Source organism: Ensifer sp. (genome assembly GCF_035999185.1).
Classification (GTDB): Bacteria; Pseudomonadota; Alphaproteobacteria; order Rhizobiales; family Rhizobiaceae; genus Ensifer.
Genome location: NZ_DASYHB010000110.1, coordinates 16,734 through 33,220 on the forward strand (window position 1 = coordinate 16,734; position 16,487 = coordinate 33,220).

Genomic DNA, 16,487 nt, shown 5'->3' on the forward strand with positions numbered 1-16,487 from the left:
GACCGCCTGGGCGCTCTCGGCCCGCATCAGACGCTGCAGGAGAGCACGCTCGGTCAGAGCGGCGTCCAGCTGCCGTCCGGATTGCGGCAGGCGGCACCACGCGCGGTCTTCGGCTGGCTCTTGACGGTGACGGTGTGGCTGTATTGCCGGCAGTTCTGCGATCCGACCTGATAGGGAGCCGCAGCGACGACGGAGCCGCTGACGCCGCGCCCGGCCCACTCCACCGGCTGCCCGCCGGGAGCGGCTTCAAGCGCGCGGTACTCCGCCTCCAGAGCCCGCTGACGGTCTGACGTGCCGATGTCGAGATCGGCAAGGCGCCCGATCACGCCACCCTGGAGCGCTGCGATATAGGCCGTTGATGAGACGCCGCGCGTTGACGACGAACCGAGGCTTGCGACAGCGCCCTTGCTGCCCGTCGTGCCGCACCCGGCAAGCGCTACGGCCGATGCGATCACCGCGATCCTGCCGCCGGCGACAAAAGCCCGTGTCATTTCCGCCTGGTTCCTCATGATCCGCGACACTCAATCATCCTATCCGAAGCCGCATTTCCGATGCTCGTTCCATTCGAGCCAAATGACGACTTGTATTTGATTTTCTTTTGGCATCCCCCGCTTGCCGAGGCAACGGCGGGGCCCTGCCCGTGTGATATTTTCAAGTCTGGGTGTGACACCTAGATCACGATAATTTTAGTTCACGGATTTCCCCACCCGACGTTAAACGGCAGCCGGCAAGACAAGTTCCGCCCGCAAGCCGCCTTCGTCCCGTCGCGAAAGGGTGAGGCTTCCCTGATACTCCCGCACGATCTCGCTGACGATCGAGAGGCCCAACCCGGTCCCGGGCTTGCTTTCGTCGAGGCGCTTGCCGCGCTTCATCGCCAGTGCGATCTGATCCGGGTTGAGCCCCGGCCCGTCGTCGTCGACATCGAGTACGATCCATTGGCGGCCCGGTTCCTTGGCGTGCACCTCGCTCGGTGCCGGTCGCACGTTCAGCCACACTTCGCCGCGGGCGTGCCGGGCAGCGTTTTCGAGCAGGTTGCCGACGGTCTCCTCGACATCCTGCAGCTCCATCGCCAGCACCAGTCCCGGCGGATTGATGGAGAGATGAACCTGCTTTTCCGGATTGAGCTTGCGCATGACGCGAACAAGGCGCTCCAGCGCCGGCTGGGCCTCCGTCCTTGCCAGCACCGATTCCCGTTGTGCGGCGATCCGAGCGCGGCTTAGATAGGATTGCACCTGCGTCTGCATCGCATCGACCTGGCTCCTGACCAGCTCGCCATGGGACGCCTCGAGCACCCGCGCCTCGTTGAGCAGCACGGCGATCGGAGTCTTCAGCGAATGCGCGAGATTGCCGACCTGCATGCGCGCGCGCTCGACGATGCGCCGGTTGCTGTCGATCAGCGCGTTGACCTCGTTGGCAAGCGGCTGGATCTCGCGCGGGAAGGCACCGTCCAGGCGCTCGCTCTCGCCGGCGCGGATCTTTTCCAGGGAGCGGCGCACCTGATCGAGCGGCCGCAGGCCGAAGAGAATGGTCAAGGCGTTCACGCCAAGACCGCCGAGACCGAAGATGGAGAGCGCAATCGTCAGGTTGCGGGTGAAACGGTTGATGTCGGCTTCCAGCACGTCGCGGTTGCCGGCGACGCGAAAGCGCGCCGTGTGGCCCTGGATGTCGAGCACGACCTCGGTCTCGGAAACCTCGACCGCGTTACCGAACGGGTCCTTGGTGGTGTAGAACCGCACATAGCCGGTGTCGAAGGGGACCTCGTCGACACTGGCGATTGGCAGCTTTCCGTTGCCGAGCGAGGTTGAAATCAGGGGCGGCGTATCGAACTCGCCGATCGGATCGACGACCCAGTACCAGCCGGTCTGCGGCTGCGAGAAGCGCAGATCCCCAAGCTGCGGGCTGCCTGACAGCACAGTCCTCTCGTTGACGGAGATCGAGTTGACGACGTTGAAGAGCTGCGCCCGCAGCAGATCCTTGAAGCCGCGCTCGGAGCCCTGACGATAGAGTTCGGAAATGACCACGCCGATCACGACCAGAGAGACGACCGCCCAGACGGTCGAAACCACCAGAACGCGGGCTGTGAGCGATCTAATTGCCATTGCCCGGCGCTTGCATTCGGTATCCGAGACCGCGCACGGTTTCGATCAGATCGTTGCCGATCTTCTTGCGCAGCCGGCCGATGAAAACCTCGATCGTATTGGAATCGCGATCGAAATCCTGGTCGTACATGTGCTCGACCAGCTCCGTGCGCGATACCACCTGCCCCATGTGGTGCATGAGATAGGACAGAAGCCGGAACTCGTGCGAGGTGAGTTTCAGCGCCACGCCGTCGACGGTCGCCTTGGATCCCTTGGTATCGAGACGGACCGGGCCGCAGACGATTTCCGAGCTTGCGTGGCCAGCCGCGCGCCGGATCAGGGCGCGGATGCGCGCGAGCACCTCTTCGACGTGGAAGGGCTTGGCGACATAGTCGTCGGCGCCCGCATCGATACCGGCCACCTTGTCGCTCCAGCGGTCACGCGCTGTCAGGATCAGCACCGGCATGGTCTTGCCGTCGCCGCGCCATTTTTCGAGAACGGTGATCCCGTCCATCTCCGGCAGGCCGATGTCGAGGATCACGGCGTCATAGGGCTCGGCATCGCCGAGATAGTGCCCTTCCTCGCCGTCATAGGCCTGGTCGACGACATAGCCAGCCTCCTTCAGCACTTCGGCGAGCTGCCGGTTCAAGTTGGCGTCGTCCTCGACAATCAGAATGCGCATTCGTCGTTACTTCCTCTCGCGGCGATCCCGCCCGCATGTTTCGTTGGATCCTAGCCGAATATCTCAGGATCAAACATGCGGCATTCAAAGTACCACAGCGTCCCTCGCGCCCGGACAGGGCGCCACCCGGGACGGCTTACATCGGGACCTTGACGGTCACCTTTTTCGGCCTACCGCCATTACCAGGAATGAGCACGGTGATCACGCACTGACCATCGGAGGTCGGTTGCGCCGACAGCAGTTCGCCGCCGGTGTCGGCAACGACCTGTGCCGCTGCCGCGCTGCAATCGCCGGACACACGAACGACGATATCCGACGGCACGCTGATCGCCGGCGGGCTGAAGCCCGAAAGGCCTGCAGCAAGCGCGGCTATGATCACTGGTGAAGACATGAACGCACTTTCGACTTGGGAAGCATCATGGCAGAAGCAATAACCCAATGAGGCTGAATGGCAAATGAATGTCGGCTTTGCGGAGCGTGGAGCACCCATCAAGGAATGCACCGGCCCCGTCGCGATCCGACCTTAGATTGCAGCGATTCCAGCGCAGACGGAACCCGCGACAATAGCTTGTTCGCCAGGAAATGGCCGCAGATGCGGCGGGTTCCCCGGCGTGAGCGCTCTCAAGGAAAAGTCCCGCCGCTGTGCCGCATCCTTCTGCACAAAGGCGAACGTCAGCCTTTTGTTAAGCCTGTTTCGCTAAATTAGAGCGGTCGCAGCAGCACACGTACAGCGTGCTTTCAAAGGCGCCCGCCGTGGCGTCTTTCCGTCTTGAGCGGACTGATTCCCGAATCGCTCGAATCCTTTAGCGCTGCTTGTTCAAGGATCGGGTCAGCCTCCTGCCAATTTGATTCAAGGCGGTCGCGTTCCGATTCCGGCAGACCCTGCAAATCACTGGCGCATCTCAACCTTTTCGCGGCACATCGGACGGGCGAGACCATGCTCCTTCACGCTGCTGCCTTGCAGACGCGCGAAGGTCTTGCGCATGTATTGTCGCATCTAATTCTTACGATTAGCGGACAGAACATGCAGTAATCACCGCGAAAATATTCAACGAACCGAGGATGCGGAAATGCCGGCAAATTACTTCAAAAGAACATCTATACGGCACCGACACAAAGCTTATTGACAGACGGCTGTGGATCAGTGAAAAATTAATCGATTTAAATATTTTTCAATCGTTTAAATGATTTAAGCCTCTGATTTACAAAGCCTTTACGATGTGAAATTGTCCGCGTTATTAAAGTTCACGAAACCGTCACAGACCCAGGGAGGATCGGATGCAGACGCAAGCGAACAACCAGGCCGCATCTCAGCAGTCCAAGGTACCGCAATCGCTGCTCGACCGGTTCGAGAACGAATGGCGCGCGATGCGCGTTGCCAACGATGTTACGCCGAAGCCAGTCCAGCCGGCTGAATAAAGAGCGCAACGCCGCGCACGTGCTTGCGCGCCGTGATCTACTTTTCCAGTACCAGCACTCGTGCCACCGAAGTCCTCTGGAGTTCGGTGGCACGTTGCTTTTGCGCAAGATCGCGACATAGGAGCGCGACCGATATCGGCCGCCAGCGTGGCAGCCGACCCTTGGATGCCGAGGGTTAGCCCTGCGATTTTTGTAGTGATTTTCAGCCTTTTGGCCATTCGGCAAAACCATGTTACTCTTGCCGAATGCTGACCGAAGAGATTGAAAAACTCGCGCTAAGCTTGCCGGGAACGGAGGAAAATGCGCATTTCGGCACCCGGGATTTCCGCGTGGGCAAGCGCATTTTCATGACCTTGCCCGAGGCCGGCCGTGCGGTCTTCAAGTTTACTCCGGACCAACAGCGCATGCTGCTTGAGATGGAGCCAGGCGTCTGCGCCGCCGTGCCCGGCGGCTGGGGAGATCGTGGCTGGACCTCCCTCTATTTCGTCGAAGCGGACGAAGACCTGGTGCGCCAATCGATGGAGACCGCCTGGCGCAACGTCGCTCCCAAAAATCTCGTCAAGAAAAACGGCGGCGGCCACTGAGCCGCAATCAGGCGTCGGTGTTCGTCTGCGCAGGACTTCGGCAGACGGAGCTTGCGACGTGACTGCGCGAGCTTGCGCAAGGTCTGCTCAATCCGCGCTTTCCTCACCCACTTCCAGCGGCCAGGTGACGAGGTAATCCTCGTAATCCTCGATGTCGATGCCGTCTTCAGCGACGGTGCGGCCGCGCACTGAAATTCCCGCGGCGTGCACCGTTTCCGGATCGCCCGACACCAGCGGGTGCCACCAATAGAGATCGCGGCCTTCAGCGACGAGCCGATAGCCGCAGGTTGGCGGCAACCAGGTGATCTCTCGCACTTCCTTGGGCGTCAGCTGAATGCAGTCCGGCACAGTTGCCTGCCGGTTCGGGTAATCCTTGCAGCGACAGCTCTCGCCGTCGAGCAGCGTACAACGGATCGAGGTCCAGGCGATCTCGCCGGTTTCCCAATCCTCGAGCTTGTTGAGACAACAGAGGCCGCAGCCGTCGCAGAGGCTTTCCCACTCCGTGTCGGTCATGTCCTCAAGGCTCTTCGCCTTCCAGAAAGGCATTTCGCCCATCGTCATCACACTTTCGTCAAATCGTCCGCGCTACTGGCTCGGGCGGGTCACATCAGACGCGCGAGGGTCGCAGTAGCGATTTGGGTTGCTGCCTGTTTGTCCTTTGCTCGGCACCGACCAAAGGTATCAGACAGAGAGGAATTTCGCAGAAAATTGCCGGTTTTTTAAGGCTGGCGGCGCGATATGCAAGTAGATTGGAATTTGACGCCGTGCAAATATTACATGGCGCCGGCATGATGCCGTAGAGCCTTCAGGACATTGAGACCGTGCGGGAACCGAGGAAAGACGACAACCGGCCGAAGAAGCGCCACATCTTTCTCCGAATCGATTCCTTTATCGATTCGACGGTTTGGAATGCCGGTTTCAAGCTGGCGCAATGGTGGGAAAACACCACCATTTTCTTTCGCCGCTTCCGCGTCACGGGCTGGAAGAAGGCCGTCTTCGAGGTCCTTGGCGAAGGCATGAACTGGGGTACGGTCGGCGCCGTGCTGATGCTGGCACTCGCCCTTCCGGCATTTGAGGAGACCAAAGGAAACTGGCGTGCCCAGAGCGATTTCGCCGTCACCTTCCTCGACCGCTACGGCAACGAAATCGGCCATCGCGGCATCATTCATGAAGATTCGGTCCCGATCGACGAGCTGCCCGACCATCTGATCAAGGCGGTGCTGGCGACCGAGGACCGTCGCTTCTTCGACCATTGGGGCATCGACTTCCTTGGTCTTGCCCGCGCGATGACCGAGAACGCCCGCGCCGGCGGCGTTGTCCAGGGCGGCTCGACGCTGACCCAGCAGCTTGCCAAGAACCTCTTCCTGTCCAACGAACGCACGATCGAGCGCAAGATCAAGGAAGCCTTCCTCGCCGTCTGGCTCGAGTGCAATCTGTCGAAGAAGGAAATCCTCAGGCTCTATCTCGACCGCGCCTATATGGGCGGCGGCACCTTTGGCGCGGCGGCGGCCGCACAGTTCTATTTCGGCAAGTCGATCACCGATGTCAGCCTGGCCGAGTCGGCGATGCTTGCCGGGCTCTTCAAGGCGCCGGCGCGCTACGCGCCGCACGTCAACCTGCCGGCCGCGCGCGGCCGTGCCAACGAGGTTCTGACCAACCTCGTCCAGGGCGGACTGATGACGGAAGGCCAGGTGATTGCGGCGCGCCTCAACCCGGCGACGGTCATCGACCGTGCGCAGGTGAAGGCTCCCGACTTCTTCCTCGACTGGGCTTTCGACGAAGTCCAGCGTATCGCCCGTCCCTTCGCACAGCATTCGCTGATCGTGCGCACCACGATCGACATGGGCCTGCAGAACGCAGCCGAGGACTCGGTCGAATCGAGCCTGCGCCAATATGGCGAGAGCTTCCGCGTCAAACAGGGCGCGCTGGTCATGATCGAGAATGGCGGCCCGGTGCGCGCCATGGTCGGCGGCCGCGACTATGGCGAAAGCCAGTTCAACCGCGCGACCCGCGCCCTGCGTCAGCCGGGTTCGTCCTTCAAGGTCTATACCTATGCGGCGGCGATGGAGAAGGGCATGACCCCGGAAACGGTGGTCGTCGACGCGCCGATCACCTGGCGGGGCTGGTCGCCGCAGAATTACGGCCGCAGCTATGCCGGCCGCATCACCATCCTGACCGCGATCGCCAAGTCGATCAACACGATCCCCGTGCGGCTCGCCAAGGACAAGCTCGGCACCGAGCTGATCGCCCAGACGGCCAAGGACATGGGCATCGAGACCCCGGTTCGTACCGACAAGACCATGCCGCTTGGCACATCCGAGGTGACCGTGCTCGACCAGGCGACGGCCTACGCGGTCTTCCCGGCCGGCGGCGTGCAGTCGCGCCGCCACGGGATCAGCCAGATCCTCAACTACGACGGCGACATCCTCTACGATTTCGGACGCGACGAACCGCCGGCCCGGCGCATTCTCTCCGAAACGGCCAACGCATCGATGAATTCCATGCTGACGCAAATCCCGATCATCGGGACGGCCCGCAAGGCCGCGCTTGAAAACGGCATCGTCGTCGGCGGCAAGACCGGCACGACGCAGGCATATCGCGACGCCTGGTTCGTCGGCTTCACCGGCGACTACACGACCGCCGTCTGGTTCGGCAATGACGACTATACCTCGACCAACAACATGACCGGCGGCTCGCTGCCGGCGATGACCTTCAAGCGCCTGATGGACTATGCCGAGCAAGGCATCGAGCATCGCGCGATCCCGGGAGGCATTGCGCCGGCAGCACCAGCCAAGCAGCCGGAGGTCGCAACCGCCAAGCCGGATGAAAATGCGTTGCCGCCGCTTGTCCGGCCGCGCTCGCTGTCGACCGACGTCACCCGCCTTCTGCGCACGATCGGCGAAACATTTGAAAAGGCGCCGGCGCTTAAGGCGCCCGAGAAGGCCGGCGGCAATCTCGCCGCCCTCGGTGCGGCTGAAGAACAACGCACCGGACAGGCGAACCGCGATGCCGCGAGCAATTGATCCTTTCCGCGGATACCCCCTGGTGCCGCCTTGCGCCAACAAAAACCGACCCGGCCGCGAAATCGCGGATGTCGTTGCGCCGGGCGCAGATTTCGGCGAGATAGAGGGGCAACCCTCAGGTGCCTCGCCGCAAGATCCTATTCGATAGAGCCGCCCTTGTTTCGAATTCCCTTCCTCGTCGCCCTCTCCCTTGCCATCGCGTTTGGCGGCGGCATTGCGTCGGCCGTCTGGGCGCTGAAGGCGACGGTCGGCTTCGGCTCCATCGCCATCGGCCCCTGGGTCGCCTTCCCCGAGGCACAGACGGCCAATGCCGATCCCTATGCCAAGGCGCACCGCGCCCGCGCGGGCGAGCTTCTTTACGGCGGCGCGGAAGGATTGATGTTCAGCGCCCAGGTCGACGACAAGGGCGAGAAGCTGCAGGCTTCCTGCTCCTATGACGTGGCCGGGCTGACGCCACAGGCGCGCTTCTGGACGTTTTATGCGGCAAACGACGACGGGCAGCCGCTCCGCCCCGGCTCCGACCTGCCATCTGCGCTCAATTCCTGGACGGTGCTGCGCAGCGAGAACAGCAACTTCACGATCCATGTTTCGCCGAACGCACAACCCGACAATTGGCTGGCCATCCGCCATTCGGGCACGTTTCGTCTTGTCCTGACGCTGCTCGACACACCGACGGCAGGCTCGTCCGGCCTCATCGACCTTGCCATGCCGGTCATCACCAGGACGGGGTGTGGCGATGCGTAGTGTGCTCTTCGTCACCGTCCTCGGCCTGGTCGGCGCCGCGCTGCTGCACATCATCATCGTGCTGGCACTGCCGCAATTTACCGGCCGCGATGCCTATACCCGCGTGCTCGGCCTCCTGGAGATGGACAGCTTCTTTGCTCTGACGAGCACTCCGGGGCCAACCGGGCTTGCCAATGACGACCCCTACCTGAGGACTGCCGTCTGCAGCTTCTCCATCGAGGACGGCCCGGCGCGCTTTCTCGCCAGTGGCAACGTTCCGTTCTGGTCGCTCGCGGTCTTCGACAGCAACTCGAACGAAGTCTTCAGCATGAACGACCACACGGCGGTCAACGGCAAGCTTGATCTGGTCGTCGCCACGCCAATCCAGCTGGTCGAGCTTCGCAAGTCGCCCCCGGAGGCACTCGCGCAATCGATCATGGTGGAGATGAAGGAGCAGGACGGCTATGCGGTGCTGAGAGCGATGGCTCCGGTCGACAGCTTCGAGGAGCAGGTCCGCAATTTCCTGGCGGAATCGAACTGCGAGCCGTTCCGGCGGTGATGGCCTAAGACCTCGACAGAGCCGCGGCGATTGCCGCACGGTCAACGCTTGCAATGGCAAACAGCCGTATTCGGCAGGCATGGAGAAGCTGAAATTTGAGACGGCCGACACTCAGGCCGAGGAGACGCGCGCAACCCTTGCGGTCGCTGACGCTGATGGAAGCGACGCTTACTGCTTCTTGATGCGGCGGCCGTCGGGTGCCGTCGGCTGCGGATCGCGGCCGTCGAGGCGCTCGTAGCGAATGCCGGTAAACAGAAGCACTTGGGCTCCGCCTGAGATGGCCGGAGGTCTGCGTGGTGGTATGCGAACCTTGCGGTCCTGAATTCTGATCACGTCTGCCATGCTCGTCTCCATAAAGTCTTGAGACGGATGAACTACCGTACAGATGTCACCCTGCCCGTTCTCGGGCTAGCGCATTTTCCAAGGGGTTACCTGGACAGGCGCGCTTTTCTCGTTTGCTCCTTCTTCCGGTCGCCCGGATGTTACTGTTCTGGTTCACGCGACGCGGACCGATGTTATAGGGTCCGACTCGATAGAGCCACAGGCTGGTTAACAAGTTACTAATACAAGCACTTCAACCTCGACCTGTATTCATTATTACCTAGGGCAGAGCATCGCGATGTACCCAAAGTAACAACCCGCGCCAGTTTCGTTGCTGTTGCTGCCTACTTTCCTGCCCAAGGGCGGAGGGCCTGCCTAACGGCGGGAAAGCAGACCGAACAGGAAGGACACGCCCGCAACGGCAACGAGGGTGGACAGCGGTTCATCGCGAACGCGCTCGCGTACACGCTCCGCCAAGAGATCCGCTTCTCCTTGCATAACCGCCTTCGTGCTCGTCCCGATCGCCGAGACAGCATCCGTCAACCGGGCAATTTCGGCGCGCAACTCGGCGATCTGGGCGTCCACTTCGGCGCGTGTGCCCGCTTCCGCTACGCTTTCGACAACTTTTTCGACCGCCTGTAGTTTCTTCTCGACCATTACAAATGCTCCCTTTGTCTGCGCGGTCTCAACGCGCCGGGTGCCGTTTGGTTCCCCCAAATGCCGAATGAAGCAGGCCGACAAAAGCAGACGGGCGGCCAAAGCCGCCCGTCTGTCCGTCAACTTGGAAGCGCGCAGATGCGGCTCTTCCTCTCAGTTCTCGCAGTAGGGGTCGTCAACCTGGCAACGGACCATCGGAACCGGACGCGCGCCTTCGTATACGCCGCTGTCGTCCTGGCGGACCCGGACGCCGTCACTGCGGCGCTCCCAAGTGCGCCGCTCCTCGCGTTCCGTACGCTCCGTGCGCTCCCGACGCCATTCTCCATCGCGGCGCCATTCTTCCTCGCGCTGACGACGTTCCCAGTCCCGCTGCTCCTGGCGCCGGTCCCGTTCCCAGTCGCGGCGGTCGCGTTCGCGCTGACGCTCCCAGTCGCGGCGGTCACGGCGGTCGTCGACCCAATCCGGCCCGCGGCGCCAGCGATCGCGCTCACGATAAAAATCCCGACCACGGTAATTGCGGTCCCAGTAGCTGTCGAACTGGAAGACAACCGTCGGAATGCCGAGCGGGCGATAGTAGCGCGGCTCGACATAAACGCGGTTGCGGCGATAGTCGGCCTGGACATAACGCCCGGCAACCCAACCGCGCCCACCGTAGAACGAGACATCGCACCACGGCAGATCCGCAAGGCAACCATGGATTTCGACCGATTCGCCGGCCGGTATCATCGACACCGCCGGGTAGCGGGTGCTCGGGCCTGAGCGCATGTTGACATTGGCGGTGGCAAAGCCTTCCGCAGCCGCAGCGATCGCCGGAGCGGCAAGGAGCGCGCAGACCGCCGCCACGCGCAGAATAAATTTCTTCACAGTTCCATATCTCCCATGGAGAGGCCCCTCTTCACATGGCCCCAAACGTCGGCGGGCGTCCGGAGCCCTTCACCGTCGCCGCGATACCTCAGGACCGCATGTGGATTTTTTATGGCTGATGAGGGGGATGTCCCCGGACAAATGCCGGGCCAGCGCATTGATCTATCACGAGAACATGCTGTCCCCATGCCGCAAGCCTGAATAAAGCTCCAACATCCATAGTTAACAGTGCGCTAACGCTTTTCTTTTAATTTTTGCGACGTGTGCCGTTCCGGATCGCCGGCAATGGCGATCATGTTTTGCGTGCAGGGAATTATCGTGACGGATCGCTTTCGTGAGTTGGAAAGGCCACAGACCGGCCGCTTGAAGGACGTTGTCCTGATGGCGACCGTCACTGGTTTCGAAAGCCTGCGTCTGCCCCGCAAATCCGACATGAAGCAGTTTGCAGAACTGTTCGAGCCGCTGTTTCTCGGCTCCAGCAACGAAGCACGCCGGCAGGCGGCGGCCGCCCTTTCCCAGTGCCCGCAGATCCCCGAGGCAGTCGCGGCGTTGATCGGCGGCATGCCGATTTCAATCGCTGCGATTTTTCTCACCCGGTCGAAGGCAATTACAGACAGGACCCTCATCGCCATCATCCGCGAGAGAGGACCAGAGCATGCCGCCGCGATCGCGCGCCGTGCGAACCTTCCTCCGCTTGTCGTTGACGCCCTGGTCAACCATCACAACCCGCCAGGGCTTGCGGCCCGCGCCGGCACGATCAAACATGCCGATGCGGCAACCGAACACTTGCCTAATGAAGCGGATGACGCCTTTTTGCTTCGCACAACACGCGAGGAAGCACTGCGCAGCGAGATCAAGGCGCTCGCCCGCACAGGTTCGCGAGAAATCTCGCCGGCAGCCACGCGGCAAGCCATCAGCGACGTGCACGCTGCCCTGCTGGTCCGTTTTGCCCGCAGCGGCGAAATCATCCTTTTCTCGCGCGTCCTCGCCGAAGCATTGCAGGCCGAGGATCCGCAGGTCGAGCGCATATTGCTCGACATTTCCGGCCAGTGGCTGGCAACGAGCTTGGTCGCCCTCGATGTTGACGCGGCCGATGCCGGGTTTGTGCTGACGGCACTGTACCCGCATCTGCGCGAACCCTATGGCCAGACAAGTCACGCAGACGCGCTGGTCGGCGCACTGAACCAAACCGCGTGCCGGGAACAGCTCGAAGCCTGGCTCAAGGCCGACACCGGGGAACCCGCCGCGGCGGCAAAGCATGAGGCCTATCTTGCCGACAATGCTGCGAACGATGCGCGCCAGCGCGCAGCCCGCAAGGTTGCGGCCTCATCGAGCAACGCGACGCCCCAGAGGCTTTTCGGTCGCCGACGCGGCTAAGCGCGCCCGCAACCTCTCCACAAACAACCTTTGCACCGCCTGTCCTAGAAGTGCTGTTTCATGGCATCGATGATCCAGCTCCACTCGCGTCCGGTCGGAGCCTGCGGCCCCTGCCCCTGTAAGAGCGCCATCAGTTCCTGATAGCGTGCAGAACGCGCGTGGTGCTTGCGATACTGCTCAAGCTGCCAATCAATGAATGCCTTGTCCGGGTTTTGCTTCATCGCCCGCGCCGAGTTCGCGAGCCAGTCTGCAGCGATCTGCCTGCCGTCCTTCGACTGTGGGCTAAGTCCATTTTCAATGGCGGCCCGAACCCTTGCAAAAGTCTCATCCGCGGCTTGCGCATAGGCAGCGGGATTAAAGTCTGCGGTCCATAAGGTGGACATGTGGGCGCGCATTTCGGCGGCATAGGCCTTGTCGGACAGCATGCCCATCAGCTCTGCCCACGCGTCGATCTGCTCCGGGGTCGGATCCTCGGGAAGATCCGGCGTGCCGGCATCTATCATCCTCTTCTTCCATTCCGCGTCCACCGGCGCGCCGCCGGCGACCTCGTCGTAGAAGCGATCGAGCGCCTTTCTGAATTCCGTTTTTGAAAGCTCTGTCACGGTCCACAATCTCCTGAGATCCGCTGGGGAAGGGTCATGGATCTTCAAAGCCGCTCGCAAGGCTGCAGCGATCCGGCGCTTCGACCGGATCTCGGTTTCCAGCGTCCGAAGCCGCAGTGCCAGAACGTCCGCAAGTGACGTTCGGTTGACCAGGATTTTACCGATCTCTTTCAGGCTCACGCCCGCTTCCCGCAGGGCAAGAACGAGGTCGAGCCGGGCAAGGTCGGCACTGGAATAGACACGGTAGCCGCTCTGCGTCCGGGTGAACGGCGGCAGCAGGCCCCTGTCCGAATAGAACCGCAGACGCCTGACCGGGATACCGCTCAGCGCCGAAAGTTCGCCTATCGAGTAGATTTGATCGTCCATGCGAGCGTCCTACGGCTTCCACCAAGTGGAGAGTCAAGCCGCCCGCCGCTGACCGGGAAACAGGCTTATCGCCGCCCTGCCCCATCTTCGGAAACGACATCGAAAAGGTCGCCGCGGTCGTCCAGTTCGATCTCGACGATCCAGCAATCGGGATCGAACCGGACCTCGCTTGCGAGCGCAGCATCGACGCGCTCGGCGTCGCTGTCTCGAAGCCGGACCTCGAATTTGCGGCCGAGATCGACCTCATCGGCAAAGAAATTCTGCGGTGCCGGGGCAAAGAGCGTCTCGGTACCGAGCCGCGTGCGTTGGCGAATGAAAATCGCTCCGGCGTCCTCAGCTCCCTTGCGCAGCACTGCGGCATAGCCGCCGAGCGAAAACGCGCGGCGCAGGAGGGACGAGACGAAGATATGAGACTTCAGGCGCATGACAGGCTGATACACGGGCGCGGCGACGTAGGCAAATCCGCGGCCGGCACGCCCTTATGTCAGAGCGCGCCGATTTCCTTCAGTTTTTTCAGCACCTGAGGGTTGGGCTCGCCCGTCTGCGGCAGCCGGTAGTGCTTTTCGAAATGGCGGATCGCCGCCTTCGTCTGCTCGCCGGCGACGCCATCGACCGCCACATCCGCATAGGCGAGGTTGCTCAACCCCTTCTGGATGTTCAGCACCAGCTCGCTTGAAACCGGAATGTCTGCGCGCGGTGTAAACGTGCTTTCCTTTTCGGCGGATCTGATCGCCGCGGCGACAGGATCGATTTCCACGCCTCCGCTTTTCGCCTCGGCAAGAGGCCTTCCGACAGGGGTGATTTGCGCGACCTTCAGCCCTGGAGCGGCGCGAAGTGCCTTTAGCAGCTCTGCACTGGCAAGGCCGGTCCCCGCCCGGCCGGACCGCTCCTCAAAGCGCAGGATCGCAGCCGTCGTTCGCGGGCCGCTGCGGCCGTCCGGCACGCTGTCGTAAAGGCCGATCCGGCCCAGTTCCTTCTGGATGTCGGCGATAAGCTTCGACGGCGTCGTGTCCGGCACGCTGGCAACACGCTCAGGCGACGGCTTCTGCAGCGGTTGTTCCGCGGACGCTGCTGCAATCACATCTTCGACATTGTCCGTCTTGGGCTCAGCCTCACGCTCGATGACGAAGGTGGTGACGTTCTTCGCCTCGATCTCTTCACCCTTGGCGATGGCGATCCGTTGGGCCGTCTCGGCGCTGACGAGAGGCACGCGCGTACGCAGCAGTGGCGACGGGTGCACGCCGTGCTGATACCACATAGCGTTGGCAGCGACGAAAGAGAAGACAACGAGGAAGGCGGCCGAGCCGCCCGAGACCAGCGGATGGCGCGCCATCAGCCGGCCGGCAAGCCCCACACCCTGTCCGGCAAGGACCAGCCCACGCCCGGCCAGGCCGGGCGCACGCCGCGCGGCCTTCTTCCGTTCAGGCTGTTTTCGCTTGCGCGGCGCCATATCCCCGTTCCCCGTTCAAACCTTTCCCCTCGAACCGCTCCGCTTCGACGGTTGGAGTGACTTCGTTTTCCTTGAGGCGCGGCGGAAACTCCACCGTCACCGACGCGCGCTCTTCTTCGTGCTCTGGGCACGCGATACCTGAGCCGTCGCGCGGAAGCGTGATGACTATGACCGTGCCCTCGCCCTCGCGGCTGCGGATCGAAAGATCGCCGCCGTGCAGCGCCACAAGGCCCTTGACCAGCGACAGGCCGAGGCCGGTGCCTTCGTAGCGGCGGGTATAATCGTTCTGGATCTGGACAAAAGGTTGACCAAGCAGCGCCAGCTTGTCGGCCGCAATGCCGATGCCGGTATCGCTGACGGAGAGCTTCAGCATCGCGCCGTCCGCTTCCGCGTCGATCGTCACCACGCCACCGCGATCGGTGAACTTGACGGCGTTGCCGACCAGATTGATGAGGATCTGCTGGAAGGCGCGCTGATCGGCGTTGATCTCGCCGACGCTGCGGGTAATGCGGCTCGCCAGCTTGACGCCCTTTTCCGTCGCCTGGTGAGACAGCATGGCCTCGCAGGCGGCGACCGCATCGGCGACGCGGAACGGCTCGGGCATGAGCTCGTAACGGCCGGCCTCGATCTTGCTCATGTCGAGCATGGTGTTGACGACGGAGAGCAGGTGCTCGCCGGACTTGTGGATGAGATCCACATATTCGCGCTGGCGATCATTCTCGAGCTTGCCGAAATATTCGCCGGCAAGCACGTCGGAAAAGCCGAGAATGGCGTTTAGCGGCGTGCGCAGCTCATGGCTGACAGCGGCAAGAAACCTGGTCTTAGCGTCGTTCGCGGATACCGCCTCAGCGGTTCTGGCGGCGGCTTCGGCACGCAGGCCGGCTTCCTGAGAGACATCGCGCGATTGGGCGAGAATAGCCGTCAATCGGCCCTCGTCGTCGCGCAGCGGCGCCAGTTCGCAGGACATATAGACGAACTGTTCGCCCTCGATCGGCAGCGTGCGCCGCTCGATGCGGATATCGACCGTCGCCCGGTCGCCGCCCTGGCGCAGGATGTCGATCGCGCTCAGGAATGTGATGCGATCGGAAACGTGGATCTGCTCGATGAAGCCACGGCCAGCCGGATCGCGCATCAACGTCAGATGCTCCTGCGCGTCGCGACCGTGGACGGAAAGGACGTTGCCTCGCAAATCGTGCACGGTCACCAGGCCCGCAAAGAGATCATAGGCCGCCGACAGATCCGGCAGGGCGATCTCCGACGATACACTTGCCTCCGTTTCCGGAGCCGGGCCGCGCGCAATGGCGCCGGCTGCAGCCAGCAGCGAAGCGGACGCCCACAAAGCGGCGCCAAGTGGAAGCGCCGAGGAGACGGGCAGGACGAGCGACAGGGCGAGCGGCACGACCGGCAGTGCGGTCAGCGAGACGGCGGCGACGGTCCGCAGGCGTTTTGCATCGCGCCGGCTCACAGCCGAAGCACCTTGGCGACGGGGCAGCCACAGGGCCGCGACTTCGTCCGCACGGGACGCCCATCTGCCAGCCATGTTACGCAATACGCTCACGCTATACCCTGCTACTTTGTTGTTCTTGCGAGGCTGGTTCCGGCGATTTCCGCATTCTGCGACCGGGACTCAAAAAGCTGCCTCGTGACATGTCGGAATCTCGCATCCCCGGCTTAATGAAAGAATAAACGCGGGCCTGCGGGAACGGCCTGAAACGGCCCAAAAATCCCGTTTTGAGGCAAATCGAACGGCCTTCATTTCTTGTGGTTAACGGGGCGTAAGCA

Annotated in this window: 18 protein-coding genes; 6 read left to right on the plus strand and 12 right to left on the minus strand. The window is 62.3% G+C overall.

Annotated features, from left to right (window positions below; all coding sequences use genetic code 11):
* Positions 1-53 precede the first annotated feature (53 nt).
* The 4 genes from VGO04_RS12745 to VGO04_RS12760 all read right to left on the minus strand — a co-directional run bounded on the left by VGO04_RS12745 (position 54) and on the right by VGO04_RS12760 (position 3,151).
* Complete coding sequence (locus VGO04_RS12745; RefSeq protein ID WP_327496321.1) at positions 54-491, minus strand: hypothetical protein; 438 nt, start codon at positions 489-491, stop codon at positions 54-56.
* Positions 492-713: 222 nt separating this feature from the next.
* A complete protein-coding gene (locus VGO04_RS12750) occupies positions 714-2,099 on the minus strand; it encodes a HAMP domain-containing sensor histidine kinase (protein ID WP_327496322.1) in 1,386 nt (461 codons plus the stop codon).
* Entirely contained in the window at positions 2,089-2,760 is a 672-nt protein-coding gene (gene feuP / locus VGO04_RS12755) for a two-component system response regulator FeuP (RefSeq protein WP_034789361.1), read from the minus strand. Before feuP ends, VGO04_RS12750 begins: the two co-directional genes overlap by 11 nt.
* A 136-nt stretch (positions 2,761-2,896) precedes the next feature.
* On the minus strand, positions 2,897-3,151 hold the full coding sequence (locus tag VGO04_RS12760) for a hypothetical protein (protein WP_327496323.1): 255 nt from the start codon (positions 3,149-3,151) through the stop codon (positions 2,897-2,899).
* 887 nt (positions 3,152-4,038) lie between these two features.
* Between VGO04_RS12760 and VGO04_RS12765 the strand changes: the two genes are divergently transcribed.
* The gene (locus tag VGO04_RS12765) at positions 4,039-4,179 is read left to right on the plus strand and encodes a hypothetical protein (protein WP_327496324.1); all 141 of its coding nucleotides are present in this window, start codon (positions 4,039-4,041) and stop codon (positions 4,177-4,179) included.
* A 245-nt stretch (positions 4,180-4,424) separates the two neighbouring features.
* Positions 4,425-4,763 (plus strand): MmcQ/YjbR family DNA-binding protein, encoded by a 339-nt coding sequence (locus VGO04_RS12770; protein WP_327496325.1) that lies wholly within the window; start codon positions 4,425-4,427, stop codon positions 4,761-4,763.
* Positions 4,764-4,850: 87 nt separating this feature from the next.
* Here the strand turns inward: VGO04_RS12770 and VGO04_RS12775 are convergent, their stop codons facing one another.
* A complete protein-coding gene (locus tag VGO04_RS12775; RefSeq protein ID WP_327496481.1) occupies positions 4,851-5,318 on the minus strand; it encodes a YcgN family cysteine cluster protein in 468 nt (155 codons plus the stop codon).
* Between the two features lie 257 nt (positions 5,319-5,575).
* Between VGO04_RS12775 and VGO04_RS12780 the strand changes: the two genes are divergently transcribed.
* From VGO04_RS12780 to VGO04_RS12790, 3 genes are all read left to right on the plus strand, one after another.
* A complete protein-coding gene (locus tag VGO04_RS12780) occupies positions 5,576-7,786 on the plus strand; it encodes a transglycosylase domain-containing protein (protein WP_327496482.1) in 2,211 nt (736 codons plus the stop codon).
* A 156-nt stretch (positions 7,787-7,942) separates the two neighbouring features.
* Positions 7,943-8,530 (plus strand): DUF1214 domain-containing protein, encoded by a 588-nt coding sequence (locus VGO04_RS12785; RefSeq protein ID WP_327496326.1) that lies wholly within the window; start codon positions 7,943-7,945, stop codon positions 8,528-8,530.
* A complete protein-coding gene (locus VGO04_RS12790; protein WP_327496327.1) occupies positions 8,523-9,068 on the plus strand; it encodes a DUF1254 domain-containing protein in 546 nt (181 codons plus the stop codon). The genes VGO04_RS12785 and VGO04_RS12790 overlap by 8 nt, the downstream gene beginning before the upstream one ends.
* Before the next feature lie 168 nt (positions 9,069-9,236).
* On the opposite strand, the gene VGO04_RS12795 is transcribed toward VGO04_RS12790, so the two are convergent.
* From VGO04_RS12795 to VGO04_RS12805, 3 genes are all read right to left on the minus strand, one after another.
* The gene (locus VGO04_RS12795) at positions 9,237-9,410 is read right to left on the minus strand and encodes a hypothetical protein (RefSeq protein ID WP_327496328.1); all 174 of its coding nucleotides are present in this window, start codon (positions 9,408-9,410) and stop codon (positions 9,237-9,239) included.
* A gap of 354 nt (positions 9,411-9,764) precedes the next feature.
* Complete coding sequence (locus VGO04_RS12800; protein ID WP_327496329.1) at positions 9,765-10,046, minus strand: hypothetical protein; 282 nt, start codon at positions 10,044-10,046, stop codon at positions 9,765-9,767.
* 153 nt (positions 10,047-10,199) lie between these two features.
* The gene (locus VGO04_RS12805; RefSeq protein ID WP_327496330.1) at positions 10,200-10,910 is read right to left on the minus strand and encodes an SH3 domain-containing protein; all 711 of its coding nucleotides are present in this window, start codon (positions 10,908-10,910) and stop codon (positions 10,200-10,202) included.
* Positions 10,911-11,204: 294 nt separating this feature from the next.
* Here VGO04_RS12805 and VGO04_RS12810 point away from each other — a divergent pair, with 294 nt between their 5' ends.
* On the plus strand, positions 11,205-12,287 hold the full coding sequence (locus tag VGO04_RS12810; RefSeq protein ID WP_327496483.1) for a DUF2336 domain-containing protein: 1,083 nt from the start codon (positions 11,205-11,207) through the stop codon (positions 12,285-12,287).
* Between the two features lie 44 nt (positions 12,288-12,331).
* On the opposite strand, the gene VGO04_RS12815 is transcribed toward VGO04_RS12810, so the two are convergent.
* The 4 genes from VGO04_RS12815 to VGO04_RS12830 form a co-directional block, all read right to left on the minus strand.
* The gene (locus VGO04_RS12815) at positions 12,332-13,255 is read right to left on the minus strand and encodes a MerR family transcriptional regulator (RefSeq protein WP_327496331.1); all 924 of its coding nucleotides are present in this window, start codon (positions 13,253-13,255) and stop codon (positions 12,332-12,334) included.
* A 65-nt stretch (positions 13,256-13,320) separates the two neighbouring features.
* Positions 13,321-13,680: a DUF1491 family protein gene (locus VGO04_RS12820; RefSeq protein WP_327496332.1), complete on the minus strand. Its 360-nt coding sequence runs from the start codon at positions 13,678-13,680 to the stop codon at positions 13,321-13,323.
* 59 nt (positions 13,681-13,739) lie between these two features.
* Positions 13,740-14,705 carry a peptidoglycan-binding domain-containing protein gene (locus VGO04_RS12825; RefSeq protein ID WP_327496333.1) on the minus strand — a complete coding sequence of 322 codons (966 nt, stop codon included), beginning with the start codon at positions 14,703-14,705 and terminating at the stop codon, positions 13,740-13,742.
* Positions 14,677-16,245, minus strand: coding sequence for a HAMP domain-containing sensor histidine kinase (locus VGO04_RS12830; RefSeq protein ID WP_327496484.1), 1,569 nt, complete (start codon positions 16,243-16,245; stop codon positions 14,677-14,679). Before VGO04_RS12830 ends, VGO04_RS12825 begins: the two co-directional genes overlap by 29 nt.
* Between the last annotated feature and the right edge of the window lie 242 nt (positions 16,246-16,487).